This window comes from Pseudaminobacter soli (ex Li et al. 2025) (assembly GCF_029892515.1).
Classification (GTDB): Bacteria; Pseudomonadota; Alphaproteobacteria; order Rhizobiales; family Rhizobiaceae; genus Pseudaminobacter; species Pseudaminobacter soli_A.
The window spans coordinates 231255-250516 of the sequence record NZ_JARXVF010000003.1 but is presented as its reverse complement, the minus strand read 5'-3'; the positions used below and the strand labels follow the sequence as shown (position 1 = coordinate 250516).

Annotated in this window: 19 protein-coding genes and 1 pseudogene; 9 read left to right on the top strand and 11 right to left on the bottom strand. The window is 63.2% G+C overall.

Annotated features, from left to right (window positions below; genetic code table 11):
* Positions 1-25 precede the first annotated feature (25 nt).
* Complete coding sequence (locus tag M2281_RS15600; protein ID WP_280822090.1) at positions 26-1153, bottom strand: ATP-dependent DNA helicase; 1128 nt, start codon at positions 1151-1153, stop codon at positions 26-28.
* 234 nt (positions 1154-1387) lie between these two features.
* Between M2281_RS15600 and M2281_RS15595 the strand changes: the two genes are divergently transcribed.
* Together M2281_RS15595 and M2281_RS15590 are read left to right on the top strand one after the other, a co-directional pair.
* Entirely contained in the window at positions 1388-1855 is a 468-nt protein-coding gene (locus M2281_RS15595) for a DUF4126 domain-containing protein (RefSeq protein ID WP_280822089.1), read from the top strand.
* Positions 1852-3231, top strand: coding sequence for an FAD-containing oxidoreductase (locus tag M2281_RS15590; RefSeq protein ID WP_280822088.1), 1380 nt, complete (start codon positions 1852-1854; stop codon positions 3229-3231). Before M2281_RS15595 ends, M2281_RS15590 begins: the two co-directional genes overlap by 4 nt.
* Before the next feature lie 22 nt (positions 3232-3253).
* Here the strand turns inward: M2281_RS15590 and M2281_RS15585 are convergent, their stop codons facing one another.
* The 3 genes from M2281_RS15585 to nthA are packed head-to-tail and all read right to left on the bottom strand — an operon-like array spanning position 3254 to position 4873.
* Complete coding sequence (locus tag M2281_RS15585; protein WP_280822087.1) at positions 3254-3610, bottom strand: nitrile hydratase accessory protein; 357 nt, start codon at positions 3608-3610, stop codon at positions 3254-3256.
* Positions 3597-4256 (bottom strand): nitrile hydratase subunit beta, encoded by a 660-nt coding sequence (nthB, locus tag M2281_RS15580; RefSeq protein WP_280822086.1) that lies wholly within the window; start codon positions 4254-4256, stop codon positions 3597-3599. Before nthB ends, M2281_RS15585 begins: the two co-directional genes overlap by 14 nt.
* Positions 4253-4873 (bottom strand): nitrile hydratase subunit alpha, encoded by a 621-nt coding sequence (gene nthA / locus M2281_RS15575; RefSeq protein ID WP_280822085.1) that lies wholly within the window; start codon positions 4871-4873, stop codon positions 4253-4255. Before nthA ends, nthB begins: the two co-directional genes overlap by 4 nt.
* 97 nt (positions 4874-4970) lie before the next feature.
* Here nthA and M2281_RS15570 point away from each other — a divergent pair.
* A pseudogene (locus M2281_RS15570) lies at positions 4971-6262 on the top strand (SDR family oxidoreductase).
* 3 nt (positions 6263-6265) lie between these two features.
* The gene (locus tag M2281_RS15565; RefSeq protein WP_280822084.1) at positions 6266-6739 is read left to right on the top strand and encodes a DUF2269 family protein; all 474 of its coding nucleotides are present in this window, start codon (positions 6266-6268) and stop codon (positions 6737-6739) included.
* Here M2281_RS15565 and M2281_RS15560 read toward each other — a convergent pair.
* Positions 6736-7332 (bottom strand): LysE family translocator, encoded by a 597-nt coding sequence (locus M2281_RS15560; RefSeq protein ID WP_280822083.1) that lies wholly within the window; start codon positions 7330-7332, stop codon positions 6736-6738. The two genes, M2281_RS15565 and M2281_RS15560, sit on opposite strands and share 4 nt — an antisense overlap.
* 221 nt (positions 7333-7553) lie before the next feature.
* Between M2281_RS15560 and M2281_RS15555 the strand changes: the two genes are divergently transcribed.
* Positions 7554-8309 (top strand): hypothetical protein, encoded by a 756-nt coding sequence (locus M2281_RS15555; protein WP_280822082.1) that lies wholly within the window; start codon positions 7554-7556, stop codon positions 8307-8309.
* Positions 8310-8390: 81 nt separating this feature from the next.
* On the opposite strand, the gene ilvN is transcribed toward M2281_RS15555, so the two are convergent.
* The 4 genes from ilvN to tmpA all read right to left on the bottom strand — a co-directional run bounded on the left by ilvN (position 8391) and on the right by tmpA (position 12888).
* Entirely contained in the window at positions 8391-8963 is a 573-nt protein-coding gene (gene ilvN / locus M2281_RS15550; RefSeq protein WP_280822081.1) for an acetolactate synthase small subunit, read from the bottom strand.
* A gap of 78 nt (positions 8964-9041) precedes the next feature.
* Positions 9042-10829 (bottom strand): acetolactate synthase 3 large subunit, encoded by a 1788-nt coding sequence (locus M2281_RS15545; protein WP_280822080.1) that lies wholly within the window; start codon positions 10827-10829, stop codon positions 9042-9044.
* Between the two features lie 317 nt (positions 10830-11146).
* Complete coding sequence (gene tmpB / locus M2281_RS15540; RefSeq protein WP_280822079.1) at positions 11147-11740, bottom strand: (R)-1-hydroxy-2-trimethylaminoethylphosphonate oxygenase; 594 nt, start codon at positions 11738-11740, stop codon at positions 11147-11149.
* A complete protein-coding gene (gene tmpA / locus M2281_RS15535) occupies positions 11737-12888 on the bottom strand; it encodes a 2-trimethylaminoethylphosphonate dioxygenase (RefSeq protein WP_280822078.1) in 1152 nt (383 codons plus the stop codon). Before tmpA ends, tmpB begins: the two co-directional genes overlap by 4 nt.
* 114 nt (positions 12889-13002) lie before the next feature.
* On the opposite strand from tmpA, the gene M2281_RS15530 reads away from it, so the two are divergent.
* Positions 13003-13878, top strand: a complete 876-nt coding sequence (locus M2281_RS15530) for a LysR family transcriptional regulator (protein WP_280822077.1) — start codon at positions 13003-13005, stop codon at positions 13876-13878.
* 85 nt (positions 13879-13963) lie between these two features.
* Complete coding sequence (locus M2281_RS15525) at positions 13964-15787, top strand: ATP-binding protein (RefSeq protein WP_280822076.1); 1824 nt, start codon at positions 13964-13966, stop codon at positions 15785-15787.
* 115 nt (positions 15788-15902) lie between these two features.
* Here M2281_RS15525 and M2281_RS15520 read toward each other — a convergent pair whose 3' ends face one another.
* Positions 15903-16691 carry a GGDEF domain-containing protein gene (locus M2281_RS15520; protein WP_280822075.1) on the bottom strand — a complete coding sequence of 263 codons (789 nt, stop codon included), beginning with the start codon at positions 16689-16691 and terminating at the stop codon, positions 15903-15905.
* A gap of 157 nt (positions 16692-16848) precedes the next feature.
* Positions 16849-17796: a tRNA (adenosine(37)-N6)-dimethylallyltransferase MiaA gene (miaA, locus tag M2281_RS15515; protein WP_280822074.1), complete on the bottom strand. Its 948-nt coding sequence runs from the start codon at positions 17794-17796 to the stop codon at positions 16849-16851.
* On the opposite strand from miaA, the gene serB reads away from it, so the two are divergent.
* A complete protein-coding gene (gene serB / locus M2281_RS15510) occupies positions 17774-18661 on the top strand; it encodes a phosphoserine phosphatase SerB (protein ID WP_280822073.1) in 888 nt (295 codons plus the stop codon). The genes miaA and serB overlap by 23 nt on opposite strands.
* Entirely contained in the window at positions 18658-19230 is a 573-nt protein-coding gene (locus tag M2281_RS15505) for a GNAT family N-acetyltransferase (protein WP_280822072.1), read from the top strand. Before serB ends, M2281_RS15505 begins: the two co-directional genes overlap by 4 nt.
* Positions 19231-19262: the final 32 nt, after the last annotated feature.

The following is a 19262-nucleotide window of genomic DNA, read 5'->3' as shown; positions in this document are numbered from 1 at the left end:
AGCCTCGCAGCAGCCGGCAACGTGGCTAACGGACGATCGTCAGACGCTCGGCCGCGCGGGTGATTGCCGTGTAAAGCCAGCGCTGGCGCGTGTCCTTGAACGCAAAGCTCTCGTCGAACAGGACGACGTTGTTCCACTGCGAACCCTGTGCCTTGTGCACGGTCAGCGCATAGCCGTAGTCGAAATCGTCGTAGCGTTTCTTCTGCTGCCAGGGAATCTCTTCGTCCGGGCTCTCGAATGCTGCCTTGAGCAGCTTGATCTTGGCAACGCCGCGGTCGGGATCGTCTTCTTCGGGCGAAACCAGCAGATTGATGCCAGGCTTCACCGTCTCTCGCGACGACGTCATGACCTTCCACAGCGAGCCGTTGAGCAGGCCCTTGGCCGGATCGTTGCGCAGGCAAACCAGCTTGTCGCCGGCCTGCGGGTAGCTCGCTGTAAAGCCTTTGAGTTCGCGCAGGCGCCCATTGTAGCGCTTGCGCGTCCGATTGGTGCCGACCAGCACCTGGTCAGCCGACAGCACCAGATCCTGCGTGACCTGCTCCTTGCCGATGACCTGCGCGGTGCCGTAATCGCCGCGCATGAACTCGCGCCCTTCGCGAACGTCGAGCGCCAGATTGATGATCGGGTTGTCGCGCGCCTGGCGGTGGATTTCGGTCAGCAGGAAATCCGGCTCGTGCTCGGTGAAGAAGCCGCCACCCGAAATCGGCGGCAGCTGGCCGGGATCGCCCAGCACCAGGATCGGTGTGCCGAAGGATAAGAGGTCGCGCCCCAATTCCTCGTCCACCATCGAGCATTCGTCGATGACGACCAGCGCCGCCTTGGCAATCGGGCTCTGGCGATTGAGCGAGAAGGTCGGCGACATCGAGGTCTTGCCGGTCGTCTCGTCCTCCACCGCTTCCTCGCCGCGCGGGCGGTAGATCAGTGAGTGGATGGTGCGGGCGTTGGTGGCGCCCTTGGAGCGCAGCACCTGAGCTGCCTTGCCGGTGAAGGCGGCAAACTGCACCTGCCCGTCGACATGCTCGGCGAAATAGCGCGCCAGCGTCGTCTTGCCCGTGCCGGCATAGCCGAACAGCCGAAAAACCTGCGGCCGGCCGCCCTTCAGCCATTTCGCCACCGCCTGCAAGGCGGCATCCTGTTGAGGAGAGAATTCCATGGCTTCGACAGACAGGATTCGCGCCCGAAGGGCAAGGCATTTGCGCGTTACGCTCGCTCAGCCCAGGTCGGTCCGCGCGAAATCGTGGCCTTTTTGCTGCCCTACACTACACTTGACAAGGAGCCGAGTAGACGCCGATCTAGTCATTATCGCAGAAGCTTACAAATCTCACCGAAAACCGACTGCCGCCGTTCAAAACCGTCGCCCCATCGAGGCCTTCAAGCGGGAAACAGCATGTCGATTTATCTCTTTGCACTTTTCATCGGCATCATTGCCGGATTGCGGACGATGATGGCGCCGGCTGCCGTCAGCTGGGCCGCCTTTCTTGGTTGGCTGCCCGTACAAGGCAGCTGGGCAGCCTTCATGGGCTATCGCTTCACGCCCTATATCTTCAGCATCTTCGCGGTCATCGAACTCATCGCCGACCAGCTGCCCAGTACGCCAAGCCGGACCGTGCCGCAGCAGTTCAGCGCACGGATCGTCAGCGGGGCGTTTTGCGGGGCGGTCCTCGGCACTGCCGGCGGCAAGCCACTCGGCGGGCTGATCGCGGGCGCAGTCGGCGCGGTGATCGGCACGCTCGGCGGCCATCAGGCGAGGAAGCGGCTTGTCGCGGCCATCGGCGGCAATGACACGCCGATCGCGATCCTCGAAGACGCCGTCGCCATCGTCGGCGCCTATCTGATTGTCCGGACGGCGCTATGAGCACGCGCTTCGACGCCATCATCATCGGTACCGGCCAGGCGGGGCCGCCGCTTGCCGGCCGTCTCACCGCGGCGGGCATGAGCGTTGCCATCATTGAACGAAAACTGATCGGCGGCACTTGCGTCAACACCGGATGCACTCCGACCAAGACGCTCGTCGCCAGCGCCTATGCCGCCCATCTGGCCCGCCGCGCCGCCGATTATGGCGTGACATTGGGCGACCCGGTCGGGGTCGACATGAAGGCGGTCAAGGCGCGCAAGGATGCCGTGTCGGGAAATGCGCGCCGCGGCCTGGAGAACTGGCTGAAGGGCATGGAGCGCTGCACGGTCTACGAAGACCATGCGACGTTCATTTCGCCACATGAGGTCCGGGTGGGCGACGAGACGCTGGTGTCGGATCGCATCTTCATCAATGTCGGCGGCAGGGCGAACGTGCCGGACATGCCCGGCGTAAACCAGGTGAAGCATCTCACCAACACCACGATCCTCGATCTCGACATCCTGCCCCGCCATCTCGTCGTCATCGGCGGCAGCTATGTCGGGCTGGAATTCGCGCAGATGTATCGCCGCTTCGGCAGCGAGGTCACCGTGGTCGAAATGAGCGAGCGGCTCGTCCATCGCGAGGACGAGGATGTTTCCGACGCCATTCGCGACATTCTCGAGAACGAAGGCATCGCCATTCGCTGCAAGGCCGAATGCATCAGCTTTGCGCCGCGCGGCGAGGACATCGCCGTCGGCGTCGACTGTCTCGAGGGCGAGCCCGAGATCATCGGCTCGCATGTGCTGCTGGCCGTCGGCCGGCACCCCAACACCGACGATCTCGGCCTTGAGGCGGCGGGCGTGGCGACAGACAAGCGCGGCTACATCACCGTCGACGATCAATTGCGCACCAATGTGCCGGGCATCTGGGCGCTTGGCGACTGCAACGGCCGCGGCGCCTTCACTCACACCTCATACAACGATTTCGAGATCGTCGCAGCCAACCTGCTCGACAACGATCCGCGCAAGGTGAGCGACCGTATCGTCGCCTATGCGCTCTATATCGACCCGCCGCTCGGCCGGGTCGGCATGACGGAAGCCGATGCCCGCAAGTCGGGCCGGCGCGTGCTGGTCGGCGAAAGGCCGATGACACGGGTGAGCCGCGCCGTCGAAAAAGGCGAGACGCAAGGGTTCATGAAGGCGTTGGTCGACGCCGACAGCAAGGAAATCCTCGGCGCCTCGATCCTCGGCACCGGTGGCGACGAGGCGATCCATTGCATTCTGGACGTCATGTACGCCAAGGCGCCCTACACGACGATCCAGCGGGCAGTGCACATCCATCCGACAGTGTCGGAGCTCATCCCCACGATACTGGGCGAGTTGAAGCCGCTGGCGTGACGGCAGAGGGCAGCGGCAGCTTCTAGCGGGTGCGCTGCGGATCGTTTTCCAGCAGGATCGGCTTGCCGTGCGGCGTGGCATGCGCGGCGCGCTGCCAGGCGGCGGCGAGTTGGTCGACGTCGTGTTGCGGCGCGACGCCCTTGGCGGCCAGCAGCTTTTCCAGCGCGCGCAGCCAGCAATCGTAATAATCGCTGCCGTCCTCGGCCACGCCCGGCGCCTTCACTTCGGCGGACAGCGTTTCGGCCCACTCGCGCCAGGAAAACAGCCCCTTCTCGTGCAAAGCCACAGTCAGCGCAAAAGCTTCGGCCTGCCACGGCTCGGAAAAGACCGGCTCATCGATGCCGGGCGGCAGCGGGCGTCCCTTTTCATGCCGGCTCAAGATAGCTCTCCCAGGCGTCGATGCTGACAGTGAGCGTCGGATCGGCTTCCTCGCCCCAGATCTCGCGACTGTCGAAGACGACCGTATAGACCCACTGGGGATGCTCACCACGGCCATGAGCGTTTGTGTCGGGGAAGACAAAGCCTTCGCGCACCGCATCGATCACGCCGATCTTGTCGCGCGCATAGCGCGGCAGCCGCGTATGGCCTTCGGGGTTGAAATTCTTCGTGCGCACGCGGTCGCCGGCCTTGAAGCGCGCCGCAGTGTTGACCGGGCGGTTGCATGAGCCTCCACGCGCCAGCACGGCCGGCACATCCTCCGCCTGCAGCACGCGTTTGGGCCGGGTATTGCCGACCAATGACTTGCCGACCAAGAGTTCGTCCTGCGTGACGAAACCGTGGCGCTTGAGAAGCGTCTCAAGCGCCTTGGTCCAGATTTCGTAATAGCTGGAGGAATAGTAGTCGGCCGGATGCAGGCTTTCGCGCGCATGGCGGCTTTCGTCGATGTTCCAGTGCCCCATGGCACCGGCGCACAGCGTCACGCCCAGCGCGCGCTTTTCCCACTCGGCGTGGAAATAGGGCTCGTCCTTTTCGGGCCCGATGGGCCCGAACCCCATCTGGCCGCCAAGATCCTGCGGGCCGTTCATGGGGCTTCCTTTGCAAGGCCGGTGCCGATCATGGAATCCCGGGTCACCAGATCGGCAAGGTCTTCCTCGCTCCAGCCCTCGGTGCCGGCGGGACGCATCGGCACGACGAGATAGCGCAGTTCGGCAGTCGAATCCCAGACGCGGATTTTCGTCTCGGACGGCAGCGTCACGCCGAATTCGGCCAGCACGCCGCGCGGATCGATCACCGCGCGCGAGCGGTAGGGCGGCGACTTGTACCAGACCGGCGGCAGGCCGAGCACCGACCACGGGTAGCAGGAGCATAGGGTGCAGACGACCATGTTGTGCTGGTCAGTCGTGTTGAACACGGCCTGCATGTGCTCGCCCTGTCGCCCGGTAAAGCCGAGCGAAGCGATTGCCGCAGTGGCATCACGCTTCAGCCAGTCGGCGAATTCCGGGTCGGTCCAGGCCTTGGCCACCACACTCGCGCCGTTGCGCGGACCGACCTTGGTTTCATAGGTGTCGACGATGACGTCGATCGCGGCGGGGTCTATCAGCCCCTTCTGCGTCAGGATCGTCTCGAGCGCGCGCACCCGCGCGGCCATCGGGTCGAGTTCGTTGTCGTGATGGTGGTCGTCGTGGTCATGATCGTGCGACATGCGGGAAAGCTATGCCCCGGGAGGCTCGCACGCAAGCGTCGCCTCTTGGACCTGCGGATCGATTTGCGCGCAGAACGGGCACCGCTATGGTCTTTCCATGCGGGTTTTGATTCTGGGCGGCAACGGTTTCATCGGGTCGGGCGTCGCGTGCACCCTCGCCGATTGCGGGCATGCAGTTACCGCGCTTGCGCGTGACAGCACGGTTGCTGCCCGGCGTATGCCTGGACTTGCCTGGTGCCAGGCGGACATAGCCACGCTCCGCACGCCCGATCACTGGCTGCCACTGATCGCAGGAATTGATGCGGTGGTGAATTGCGCGGGCGCCTGCAGGACGGCGCTCGTGACGACGTCGCAGCGGTGCAGGATGTCGCCATGCGTGCGCTTTACCGGGCGGCTTCGGGATCGCAGATCAGGCTCATCGTCCAGATCTCGGCGCGCACGGACGGCAGCGCCGCCGACACGCTCTTCCTTGCCAGCAAGAGCAGCGCCGATGCCGCGCTCAAGGAATCCGGCGTGCCCTTCGTTATCCTTCGGCCGGCCATCGTCATCAGCCGCAACGCGCATGGCGGTTCGGCACTGTTGCGTGCCCTCGCCGCTGTTCCATTCGCAACGCCACTGCTGCATGGCGACACACCGCTGCAGTTCGTCGCGCTGGGCGATGTCGCCGAATGCGTTTGCCGCGCTCTCGATGGCCGCCTTCCCGCCGGCACCGACCTGGACATCGCCGCGCCGGACGTGCTGACGCTCGCGCAGACTGTCGACCGGCACCGCCGGTGGCTCGGGGTTCCCTCGCGCACGCCGATCGCAGTACCGCAGATCATCGCCGTGCTGGTCTCGCGCGCGGCCGACCTGCTCGGCTATCTCGGCTGGCGGTCGCCCCTGCGCTCGACTGCGATGGCCGCCGCTGCCGGCGGCATCACCGCGCCGGCGTCCTTGGAATGGTCGGGACAGAGCCTCAAGACGCTCGATGAAGCTTTGCGCGATGCGCCGGCAGGCGTGCAGGATCTTTGGTTTGCCAGGCTGTATCTGCTGAAGCCGGTCATCTTCGGCACGCTCAGCCTGTTCTGGCTTCTCTCGGGAATTATCGCGCTGCTGCGCTTCGATGCGTCGGCGGCCCATCTGGTCGATGCAGGGCTTGCCGCCACCGCCGCCGCGGTGCTCACCACGCTCACGAGCCTCGCGGACATCGCCCTGGGCATCGGTGTCATCGTGAGCCGTTATTATGCATCTACGGCGCTCAAGGGAATGATCGCCCTGTCGATTGCCTATCTTGCGGCGGCAACCCTGTTGTCACCATGCCTGTGGACCGAACCGCTTGGCCCGCTGGTCAAGGTCCTACCGTCAATCGTGCTGGCGCTCGTGGCGCTCGCCATACTCGACGAGCGCTGAGCGATGGTAGACTTCCTCCGGCTGGCCCACGTCCTCGGTGCAACCGTCCTGTTCGGGACGGGCATGGGCATCGCCTTCTTCATGGCCATGGCCCACAGCACGCGCGATGCACGCGTCGTGGCCCATGTCGCGGCAACGGTCGTCATCGCCGACACGCTTTTCACAGCAACCGCCGTGATCCTGCAGCCTCTGACCGGTGCCTGGCTGGCCCACGAAATCGGCTGGCCATTGACGGAGGGCTGGATCGTCCTGTCACTGGCGCTCTACGTGCTCACCGGCCTGTTCTGGCTGCCGGTGGTCGCAATCCAGATCCGTCTGCGCAACCTTGCGAGAGCAGCCGCCAGCGACGGCCTGCCCTTGCCTGCCGAATATTTCCGGCTTTACCGGATCTGGTTCGCCTTGGGCTTTCCAGCGTTCTTCTGCGTCATCCTCATCCTTTGGCTAATGCTGACGAGGCCCTCGATCCACTTGTTCTAACGCAGCATCGGCCAGAGCGTTGCCGCAAGCAGCAGGCCCATGCAGATGTTGAACCATTTCAGCCGCACCGGATCGGACAGGAAGCCGCGCAGCGCCATGCCGAAGCCTGCCCAGGACGAGACGCTCGGCAGGTTGACCAGCGCGAAGGCGAACGAGATCAGCAGCACCGAGAGGAACGGCGATTCCGGGCTGGTGTAGACGGCCATCGCCGTCAGCGCCATCACCCAGGCCTTCGGGTTGACCCACTGGAAGGCGGCGGCCTCCAGGAAGGTCATCGGCCGCGTCTGGGCGTCGCCGTCCTTGCCCATGGAGCGCGACATGGCGATGCGCCAGGCGAGATAGACGAGATAGGCGCCGCCCGCGATCTTGAGCGTGGTGTGCAGCGCCGGAAATGCCTTCAGCACCGCGCCCAGCCCGAAGCCGACGCCCAGCAGTAGCGAGAGGAACCCCACCGCGATGCCCAGCATGTGCGGAATTGTGCGCACGAAACCGAAATTCACGCCCGATGCCAGCAGCATGAAATTGTTCGGTCCCGGCGTGATCGAGGTCACGAAGGCATAGACCAGAAGGGCGAAGAAGGTATCGGCTGTCATGGGTGAACCTGTCGGAAATGCGGCGAAACTCGGCCGGGCCGCAGACGAAAGGCCCTGGTGTGCCTCTCGAGTACTGGCCGCGCCCGTCGCGCGCAGGATTGAACGGAGAACGGAAACCGATATATTCGGCGCATCTTATCATTCGACTGTGTGCACGACTTGCCTAGAAGACGTGCCTTATGAAATTTGATTTCAGCAGTTCCGACAAATTCAGGTGAAAAATGCCCGCAATTGCCAAAGTCGAAACCAGCAGCCTGACCCGTGAACTCATTGACCACGCCGTGGCGAGCATCGGGGCGTCTGACCGGTTTTCTTTGCCCTTCCCGCACATCTTCTTTCGCGATTTCTTCCCGAAAGACTTTTATGCCGAAATGATCAAGTCGATCCCGACCGAAGGCTACGATCCGATCAAGGGTGACGGCACGCGCATGGCGCTCAGGCTCTACGGCGACAACGTCAACAAGGTCGATGCCGACATGCGCGATATGTGGGCCGCCGTCTCGGCGATGTTCACCTCCCGCGAGGTTGAAGACGCCATTCGGCGCCAGCTTCACGAGGGGCTGGAAATCCGCGCGCGCGGCGACAAGGTCGCGGGTCCCGACGACTTGAAGCTGGTGGCCAAGCCCGTCCTCTACAGCGACAAGGATGGATACCAGATCAAGCCGCATCCCGACGCCCGCAAGAAGGTCGTGACCATGCAAATCTATTGCCCCGCCGACGAACGCCAGCGGGAACTGGGCACCACGCTCTACCAAGCCTCCCTGAAGGGCCTCATGCATGTCGACTCCTATGGGCTGGAGCCGGTCAAGACGCTGCCGTTCCTGCCCAATGTCGGTTATGCCTTCGTGGTGCTGAAGGCTTATCACTCGCTGTTAAAGATGAGCTGGCACGGTCGCCCGAAGATCCACACGCCCATCGAGCAGCCGCGCGTAACGCTGCTCAACACCTTCTACATCAACGAGAACGTCGGCTTCTGATCCGCCGGGCGGTTTTCCGCCCGGACACAGCGCTTTCCACGCCCACGCCGTGCCTGTCACGCGTGGGCGTTTTCATTTGGATCACATGCCCTGCGGGCCGCGGTTCATCGCCGCCACGCCAGTGCGGCAGATTTCCACCAGCCCCAGCGGCTTCATGATGGCGATGAACTGCTCGATCTTCGACACCTTGCCGGTGATTTCGAAGATGAAGTGCTCGGTGTTGGCGTCGATTACCTTTGCGCGGAAGGCATCTGCCAGCCGCAGCGCCTCGACGCGTGCGTCGCCGGTGCCTGCCACCTTCACCAGCGCCAGTTCGCGCTCCAGCGGCCGGTCCTGGCCGAGTTCGGCCGCGCGCACGGCCAGATCCACCACCCGGTGCACCGGCACGATGCGCTCGAGCTGATGCTTGATCTGCTCCAGCACATGCGGCGTGCCGCTGGTCACGATGGTGATGCGCGAAAGGTGCTTTTCGTGCTCGGTTTCCGAAACCGTCAGGCTTTCGATGTTGTAGCCGCGGCCGGAGAACAAGCCGATGACGCGGGCAAGCACGCCCGGTTCGTTGTCGACCAGAACCGATAGAGTGTGAATTTCCGGCCGTTGCGTCTCCTTGGAGATGAAGTAGGCGGAGCCGGTCGCCTGTAGCTGTGCGTTCATAGGGATCCCGTGTTCAAGCGTGTCGCTCAATGCATTGTTTTCGCTCGACCTCATTGGCCGCGCGACAATCGGAAAAGATCAGACCAGCTCGCGGCCCTTGGCGTCGATGGCGTTGGCGACCGCCTCGTCGGTGGCCTCGTCGGGCAGCAGCATCTCGTTATGCGCCTTGCCGGACGGGATCATCGGGAAGCAGTTGGCCAAGGTGGCCACGCGGCAGTCGAAGATCACCGGCTTCTTCACCGAGATCATCTCGTTGATCGCATCGTCGAGATCGGCCGGCTTGTCGCAGCGGATGCCGTGGGCGCCATAGGCCTCGGCGAGCTTGACGAAGTCCGGCATCGCCTCGGTGTAGGAGTGCGACAGGCGGTTGCCGTGCAGCAGCTGCTGCCACTGCCTTACCATGCCCATGTACTGGTTGTTCAGGATGAAGATCTTGATCGGTGCGTCGAACTGCACCGCGGCCGACATCTCCTGGATGCACATCTGGATCGAGGCATCGCCCGCAATGTCGATGACCAGCGCGTCGGGATGCGCGATCTGCACGCCGAGTGCGGCCGGCAGGCCGTAGCCCATGGTGCCGAGGCCGCCCGAGGTCATCCAGTGGTGGGGCTTTTCAAAGTGGAAATGCTGCGCGGCCCACATCTGGTGCTGGCCCACTTCGGTGGTGATGTAGGGGTCGCGATGCTTGGTCAGCTCGTAGAGCCGCTCGATCGCATATTGCGGCATGATCACCTCGTCGTTCGTCTTGAACGCGAGCGAATCGCGGGCGCGCCACTTGGCGATCTGCTCCCACCACGGATAGAGCGCCTTCTTGTCGGCCTTGACGGTTGCCCGCCACAGCCGCACCAGATCCTCCAGCACATGGGCGACATCGCCGATGATGGGAATGTCGACGCGGACGTTCTTGTTGATCGAGGACGGGTCGATGTCGATGTGGATCTTCTTCGAGCCGGGCGAAAAGGCGTCGAGGCGGCCGGTGATGCGGTCGTCGAAGCGCGCGCCGATGCACAGCATCACGTCGCAATCATGCATGGCCATGTTGGCTTCGTAAGTGCCATGCATGCCCAGCATGCCCAGCCAGTTCTTGCCCGAAGCCGGATAGGCGCCCAGGCCCATCAGCGTCGAAGTGATCGGGAAGCCGCTGAGCTCGACCAGTTCGCGCAGCAGCTGGCTGGCTTCCAGCCCGGAATTGATGACGCCGCCACCCGAATAGATGATCGGCCGCTTGGCGTTGGCCAGGAGCGCCACTGCTTCCTTGATGCGATCGAGATCGCCCTGAACCTGCGGGTGATAGCTGGTGCGCGGCGCGGTCTGCGGCGGCGTGTAGATGCCGCGGGCGAACTGCACATCCTTGGGGATGTCGACCACCACCGGGCCAGGACGGCCGGTCGTGGCGACATGGAAGGCCTCATGCAGCGTCTTGGCGAGCTCGTTGACGTCCTTCACCAGCCAGTTGTGCTTGGTGCAGGGGCGCGTGATTCCGACCGTGTCGCATTCCTGGAAGGCGTCCGAACCGATGAGCGTCGTCGGAACCTGCCCGGTGATGCAGACGAGCGGAATGGAATCCATCAGCGCGTCCTGCAGCGGCGTCACCGCGTTGGTCGCGCCCGGCCCCGAGGTCACCAGCATGACGCCGGCCTTGCCGGTGGAGCGGGCATAGCCTTCGGCCGCATGGCCGGCACCCTGCTCGTGGCGGACCAGGATGTGCTCGACATCGTCCTGTTGGAAGATCTCGTCATAGATCGGAAGTACCGCGCCGCCCGGATATCCGAAGAGATGCTTGACGCCGTTATCCTTCAGCGCCTGCACCACCATTTCGGCACCTGTCATTTCGCGCCGTCCGGTCTCGTTCTGTCCGTTGCTCATCGGTCCTGCTTCCGTTTCTTCCGCGTTCGCGTTTGCTGGTCGTATCGGTATTTTTGCCAATAAAAAAGGCCCCCGAGGGAGCCTGTGTGTTTGCGCATGGGAGGACTTCGCCCGGCGGTCACACCGCCTTGCCCACGCGCCTTCCTACGAGAATGAGTTCGATCTTCATGGGGGCGAACCTTAGTGGTCACGCAAAAACCCGTCAATGGGGAATCGCGCATCACAAAACATGGAGTGAACACGTCTCGCGGCGATATCGCCGGAGCAAGCAAAGGGGCGGCAATCGATGCCGCCCCAATCGACAGGCATCCATATCGCTAGGCAAGCGTCCTTGTCTCGGCAAACTGCTTCACGACCCGCTCCAGAAGAGGCACGTAGTCGCGAAAAGTCTTGGTTTTCATGGCTGGGACCTTGCCGCCCTCGTCCCAGATCCGAACCCGGACTGCCTCTTCATGGTAGGGATTTTGGCGAAATTCGGCCACTTCGTCCGCATCCATTGGACCACCCTGCAGCGACAGCGTGTGAACGGAAGCCTGAGACAGTTTTCCGAAGTAGGTAGGGTCGGTGGCGCACAGATAGCGCTTGGCGGCCACATGCAGCCGCACGCATTCCACGATCACCGACGGGAAGAATGGCTCAAGCACCCGCCCGCCTGCCTCGTCATGATGATTGTCTTCCACATCATCGGGCGAGTAAGCGCCAAATTCACTGGTGTAGTGCCCGATGTCATGAAGCAGCGCGGCGGCAACCAGCGCCTCCGGAGCGTCTTCCTGCTCCGCCAGCCACGCTCCCTGAAGCATGTGTTCGGACATCGTCACCTGTTCGCCAAGATAAGATTCGGCGCCGCGGCGTTCGAATATGTCGGCAATGAATTCGACGATATTGCCTGAGTTCAACCGATTTTCGCTCATTCCGCAGCCTCCTTGCGGGTAGCCTCGATTGCGGCAAGCGTGGACAACAGGCCGTCCTTGTCGGTGTAGCACCCTTGCAGCCAACGCTTTCCCGTGCCGGAGAATTCCTTGCGCGCATGCATTACACGCGTGTTGTCGACTATGAAGGCCTCGCCGGGCTCCAGCTTGAAGGTCACTTCGAAGCGCGGATCCTCGATCAGTTCGGCAAATCGCCGATAGGCCGCATAATAAGCGGGCATGTCTTCGAACGGGATGTCGACTGCAGGCGCGAGCGACCTGTTGTTGAAGCGGATCGCCAGCATCTGCCCATCCGGCCCCAGCTCGATCATCGGGCGCTTGGAGCGCAAACGCACGTCGGACGTGCCGGCATATTCAAAACGCGCCGGCCAGGACCTGAGCAGGCGAAACGCTTCCGGGTCCTCCTGTTGGAGCGCCTTGGCGACCGCAAATCCATCCACTACCGACGACTCTCCCCCTTCCACGGTGTTCTCCAGGCAGGCAAGTATCTGCAGCGTCGGCACCGGATCGCGATAGGGGTTGTCGGTATGAGCCTGCAGCCCGAGATTGGTGAAAGCGAGATTGTTCGGATTGACCTCCGCCCTCACTTCGAACCAGCGACCATAGTTCGTCTCTCGCACATAGCCGAAGAGATCCACTATCTTGCATAGGCTGCCCGAATCCGTCGGCAGGCCATCCATCACGGCGAAGCCATAGGCCTTGACGGCGGCCAGCCATCGTTGAAGGTCAGCCGGATCGTGCGCTGCTGCCGCATAGGAATTCCGTGGCACGGAATTCTGCATCGTCTGCCTGTCCCAGGTTACCGTTCCGTCGGCCACCCAGCCAAGTACAGTGGTGCGGGCACGATCATAGAGGTTGGCGAGCAGCCAGTCAGACGGGAAGCTGACGCTTTTGTTTTCCGGCGCGAAACGAACCGAGAGATTGCCATTCACGACAGCCGCCTGAGCTATCGTCGTGTTCGCCGGGATATCCAGGATGGTTATCAGGCGCTGGCCGTTGCCGGGGCTGCGCGTCTTGTCGTCCAGCGCGTTGTCGCGCAGCCAAACCGCGTGGAATCTGGCGCGACGATCATCGTTCCAGACCAGTTCCACTGTTCGTCCGTCATCTGTAACCGAGACATTCTTGAGCAAGGTGCACCTCCATTCATGGCGGTTGCACATTGATCGGCCGCTCGATATAACTCAAATTATCATTTTTTGCTCAATGGCCCGATTTTACTTATGCCAGCAAACCACCCGCGGACCATGCCGCCCCTTGGTTGGCTGCGCAGCTTCGAAGCCGCAGCGAGGCTGTCGAACTTTACAGGCGCGGCCACCGAACTCGGACTTACGCAGGCTGCAATCAGCCAGCACATCCGCTCGCTTGAAGAACATCTCAAGACGCGCCTGTTCATCCGCAGAGCCCGCGGCATAGACCTTACTCCGGAAGGCGCGGCGTACCTCCCCCACATCCAGTCGGCCTTTGCCACGATTGGGAACAGCACGACGGAACTCTTCGAGCCCCGGGCCACCCAAACGGTCACCATTCGATCGCCGATTTCCTTTGCAACGCTCATGCTGGCCCCGTTGCTGCCGCAACTGTCCAAAAGCCATCCTTTCATCCGGCTCCAGATCGAGACCATCCATAAGCCGGCGGATTATGGCGACGCCTGGAACGGGCTCGACATCCGCTTCGGCAACGGCGCCTTCGCTGGCCGCCGTGCCGATCAACTGACGTCCGAGGCGCTCCAGCCCATGGCCGCGCCTTGGCTGGCCGGCGATCCGGGCTGGCCGCGCCTGCCTCTGCTGACGGTATTCGGCGCCCGCGGCATGTGGGGCGAATGGTTTTCCGCCGCAGGCGTCACGCCACCCGCCGAAGCGTCCCACAAGTTCGACACCTTCGTGACAGCACTAGAAGCGGCGGTGCATGGGGCGGGCGTTCTCCTGGGCTCGCGTCCGCTGGCGGACGCGGCCTTGCGCGAAAGGGCTCTGCTGCCATTGTCGGACTACGCGCTCCGCAGTGGAACCGGCCACTATCTGACTGCGCCCTCAGGTACCAGCCTCGACCAGGCCGAGGAGACGGTTCGGCTCTGGCTGCTTGCGGCTTTCCGCCGATACCTCGATATCGAGCCTGTTCGTTAAGGCCTTCTCCACCATACCGTCTCATTGCCGCTTAACCCGGATCGACTAGGGTGATGCCACTGTTTTCGCGGGGCAGAACCACAGCATGTTTGTTGATCGGGAAAAATTCGGCGGAGAGATCACGTCGCAAGAGCGGCGCGAGGAGGCGCAGCCTGATGCGCGCGTGCTGGGCCATGTCGTGCATTGCGACGGCGCCCGCGCAACAATCGCGGCCTTTGCCGACGGCGACGAAGGCACGTTGGCCGGGCTCTGGACCGTCGGGCGAATGATCTCCATCAATCTCGGCGTTACGCGCACGGTCGGCCTGGTTTATGCGATCGGCCGGCCCGACCGCGTTTGGGACGAAAACGGGCGCAACCCGATCGAAGTCAGCGTCGAGCTAGTCGGTGAGGTGCGCGACGGCGCAGCCGGGGCGGTCCCCGTCTTCGATCGCGGCATCACCGTCTATCCGCATATCGGCGCCATTGCCCACCGTATCCGCACGCGCGACCTGCAGGCCGTCTATGACCTTGCGGGCCGCCAGTCGGTGACCATCGGCAGCCTTTCGCAGGACGAATCGATCAGTGCCTGCATCGCCATCGAAGACACGCTGGCGCGGCACTTTGCAGTCGTGGGCACCACCGGCGTCGGCAAGTCGACCGCCGTGTCGCTTCTCCTGCGCAAGACCATCGAGGCGCAGCCCGACCTGCGCGTGCTGATCCTCGACCCGCACAACGAATTCTCGGCCGCCCTGCCCGACCACAGCGTCAAGGTCGACACAGCCACGCTCGACCTGCCCTTCTGGCTTTTCCGGCTGGAGGAGTTCGCCGAAGTGCTGTTCCGCGGGCGCGAGATCGAGCCCGACGAGATCGACGTGCTGCGCGACATCATTCCGCAAGCCAAGAACCTCTACCGCAATCCGCATTCGGGCACCTTCCTGCGTCGCGGTGCGGATTCGCTGACGGCCGACACGCCGGTGCCCTACCGCATGGCCGACCTGATCAAGCAACTCGACGAGCGCATGGGCTTGCTCGAAAGCAAGAATGACAGGCCCGTCTATCGCTCGCTGAAGACGCGCATCGAATCGGCCATCGCCGATCCGCGCTACCGCTTCATGTTCAATTCGCGGCTGATCGAAGACACGATCCATCAGACCATCGGCAACATCTTCCGCATCCCCCATGGCGGACGGCCGATCACCTGCTTCGAAATGGCGGGCCTGCCATCGGAAGTGGTGAACTCCGTCTGTTCGGTGCTGGCGCGCCTCGCCTTCGACCTTGCTCTCTGGAGCGAGGGCAAGCTGCGGCTGCTGGTGCTTTGCGAGGAAGCGCACCGCTACATGCCGGCCGACGCGCGCCTCGGTTTTGCGCCGACGCGCCACGCACTGTCGCGCATCGCCAAGGAAGGCCGCAAATATGGCTGCTATCTCGGCGTGGTGACCCAGCGGCCAGGCGAACTCGATCCGACGATCCTGTCGCAGTGCTCGACCGTCTTTGCCATGCGGCTTGCCAACGACCAGGACCAGAAGATCATCCGCTCGGCGATTGCCGATTCCTCGGCCTCGACGCTCTCCTTCCTGTCATCCATGGGCCAGCGCGAGGCGATCGCCTTCGGCGAGGGCGTGGCCACAACCATGCGCCTCAAATTCGAAAAGATCCCGACGAGCCTGATTCCGGGTTCAAGCAAGCGCCAGGCCGCGCAAACATCCGGCGATGGTAGCGACGTCGATCTGGCCGGCATCGTGGAGCGGCTGCGCAACGTGCCGCGTCCGCAGCAGGCGGTCGGCTTTGCCGAAGTGACCGACGGACAGCGGCAGGCAGGCGACCCCGGCTATCGCCGCCCGGTCGAGCCCGCGGCGCCGATACCCGAAGATCTCGACGTCAGCTTCGGCCTGAAGCCGACGACCTTCGGCCGATCACGCTCGGACTGACGGGGTCGCCCCCAAGCTGCCTGATGATCAAAAAGAATTCGAGCCGAGGCCAAAAGCCTCGGCTTTTTCATGTCGGCTTCGACCGGAGTTGAAGACCAGAAAACCGCCCTGGCTCTCAGGCGCAGACGCGGTTACGGCCTTCTCGCTTGGCGTGATAGAGCTGCTTGTCGGCGCGCCGGAAAAAGTCCTCGGCACCTTCCTTGTGGTCCCACACGGCAAGACCGACGCTTGTGGTGACTTTCAGCCTGGCATTGCCTGACGAGATCGCCGTGTTGGAGATGGCCTTGCGTATCCGCTCGGCGAATCGGAATAGCGTGTCCGCGTCCATGTTCGGCGCCACCACCGCAAATTCCTCGCCGCCAAGGCGCGCGACGATATCGTGATAGCGCGTCATGTCCCGCAGGCAGCCGGCGACAGTGCGGAGCACCTTGTCGCCCATGTCGTGGCCATAGGTGTCGTTGACCTGCTTGAAATGGTCGAGGTCGAGGATCATCAGCCCGACCGGTTTCTCGATGCGGGCGAATTCGGAGAGATATTCCTTCAGCGCCTCATCGAAATAGCGCCGGTTCTGCACGCCAGTGAGGCTGTCGGTCAGCGCCGCCTGCTCCAGCGTTTCGGAGCGCGCGCTGAGCGTGGCTGTCATCTCCTGCAGTTGGCCGTGCTCCTTCGCCTGGCTCCGGATCTGCGGATAGATGAAGAAGATGCTGAAGAACAAGGCCGTCGCCAGAAGCACGCCGATCACGAAAAGCAACGTGGCGAGATAGCCGACATTCTCGGCGTGTTCGAAATGGTGCGGCATCTCGTCGAAATGGAGCACGACATAGGCATGCACGGTCACCATGCCGGCAAGCAGGATGACAGTGATCAGGACAAAGAGTGCCGATTCCGACTGATGGAAACGCATGAACCTTCCGCTGGCGAGCCCCCCGAACCGTGAAAGCGGGTATCACGGCCGCTATTTCCTTATGCCATAGCGAGGCCTTACGGTCCGTTAATCCGATCAACCAAAGCGCGAATTTATTTTAATCAAAGTATCGAACATAAGTGTCCAGATACATCAATTACCTTATTGATTCTGTGCTCTTAAGGCGTTTCCACTCCATTCCGAACTGGTTGCGGAACCATGTCGTCTGACGCTTGGCATATTGGCGCGTTGCAATTTTTGCGCGCGTAATCGCCTCGGGAAATTCAATCTCTCCGGCATCGGCTGCCTGCAATTCGCGCACGCCGATGGCTTTCATGGCCGGCAGGGCCGGATCGAGCTGCATTGCTGCCAGTGCCCGAACCTCCTCCAGCGCGCCGGCTTCGAGCATGCGGTCAAAACGCTCGTCGATCCGGCGCACCAGCGTCGCACGCTCGGGTTCCAGGACGAAGAAGCTCGCGCTTTCGCGGTCGATCAGCGCATTCCCGCTTGCACCCTGCCACGCAAGGATCGAACGGCCGGACGCCTCCAGCACTTCGAGCGCCCGCACGATGCGCTGTGTATCGCCGGGTTTCAGCCGTTGCGCCATTTCCGGGTCGCGCTCTGCCAGGATGCGATGCAACTGCTCCGAGCCCTCTTCGAGCGACCGGCTGCGCCAATGCTCCCGCACCGAAGCCGGAATATCGGGCATTTTCGATATTCCTTCCGTCAGTGCGCGGAAGTAGAGACCTGTGCCGCCCACGAAGATCGGGATGCGGCCGGCAAGCGTCCCCTGCTCGATCAGCTGCGTCACGTCGCGCAGCCAGGCGCCTGACGAATAGGCGATCGCCGGCGAAACATGGCCGTAGAGATGGTGCGGCGCACGACTGAGATCGTCCGCGCTCGGGCGCGCGCTCAAGACATCGAGTACCGAATAGACCTGCATCGAATCGGCATTGACGATGACCCCGCCCCTGCTTGTGGCAAGCTGCAGCGCCAGCGCCGACTTGCCGCTGGCGGTCGGCCCGGCTATCAGGATTGCGTTCTTCACGCGCTCGCCGCCTTCATCTGTGCCGGAATATCCCATGCCGCTCGTCGCCACCCTCATTTCCCATCCGGCCCAGCGCCGTCTTTCGCAGTCGCTCGCGAATATGGCCTCGCAGGCGGTCGGCGCAAGCTCCGTTCGCTGGTTGGCCGAGGATATCGCCGCAGACTTGTCTTTGCCGGGCGGAACTTCGGCCGAGGAGACGCGAGCCGCCCTGCGCGCGGCACTGTCGTCCGAGCCCATCGACGTGGTGGTCCAGGAAGCCGAGACGCGCCGGAAAAAGATCCTGCTGGCCGACATGGACTCGACCATGATCGACCAGGAATGCATCGACGAACTCGCCGACGAGGTCGGCATCAAGGCACATGTCGCCGCAATCACCGCGCGCTCGATGAATGGCGAGATCGCCTTCGAACCGGCGCTGCGCGAACGCGTCGCCCTACTCAAGGGGCTCGATGCCGCCGTCATCGACCGCATCATCACCGGCCGCCTTACGCTGGCATCCGGCGGCCGCGCGCTGGTGGCCACCATGCGTGCCAACGGTGCCTACACGGCGTTGGTGTCGGGCGGTTTCGACGTGTTCACCTCGCGCATCGCCGCCATGCTCGGCTTCGACGAGAACCGCGCCAACCATCTGATCGAGAGCGATGGCCAGCTCACCGGCGAAGTCACCGACCCCATTCTGGGCCGCGCCGCAAAGGCCGAAGCGCTGCTCGACATCTCTGGCCGCCTCGGCCTCTCGCCGGAGGACGCCATCGCCGTGGGCGACGGCGCGAACGATCTCGACATGATCAAGCTCGCCGGCACGGGCGTGGCGCTGCACGCCAAGCCGGCGGTGGCCGCCGAGGCCAAGGTCCGCATCGACCATGCCGACCTCACGGCCCTTCTCTATCTTCAGGGTTACAGCCAGACGGAGTTTGCCGCATGACCGTCATTCGCACCGAACGCCTCATCCTGCGCAACTGGGAAGAGCGCGACCGCGAGCTGTTCCATCGCATCAACTCCGAGCCGGCGGTGATGGAGTTCTTCCCCTTCCGGCGCGACAGAGCGCAGGCGGATGCGAAGATGGATCAGATAAGCGCCGAGATCGCCGCGCAGGGCTACGGCTGGACGGCGGTCGAAATCGCAGCGACCGGCCAGTGCATCGGCTTTTTCGGCCTGCACGATGTGGAGATCGAGCCGGTCGCGCCGGCAGGTTCCATCGAGATCGGCTGGCGGCTTGCGCCGGAGTTCTGGGGTCATGGCTACGTGACCGAAGCGGCAACTGCCTTGCTGGATTTCGGCTTCGACAAGCTCGGCAAGCCGGAGGTCGTCTCCTTTGCCGTCACCAACAACAAGCGCTCGAGGGCGGTGATGGAGCGGCTCGGAATGCGCCGCGACCCGTTGCTCGACTTCGACCACCCAGAGATACCGGACACGCAGCCGCATCTGAAGCGCCACGTCTTCTATCGCGTGACGCGGGAGGACTGGGAGGCAAGAAAAAGGGCGGCTAACTAGCCGCCCTTTCTTTTTGATCGATGACTCGCCGG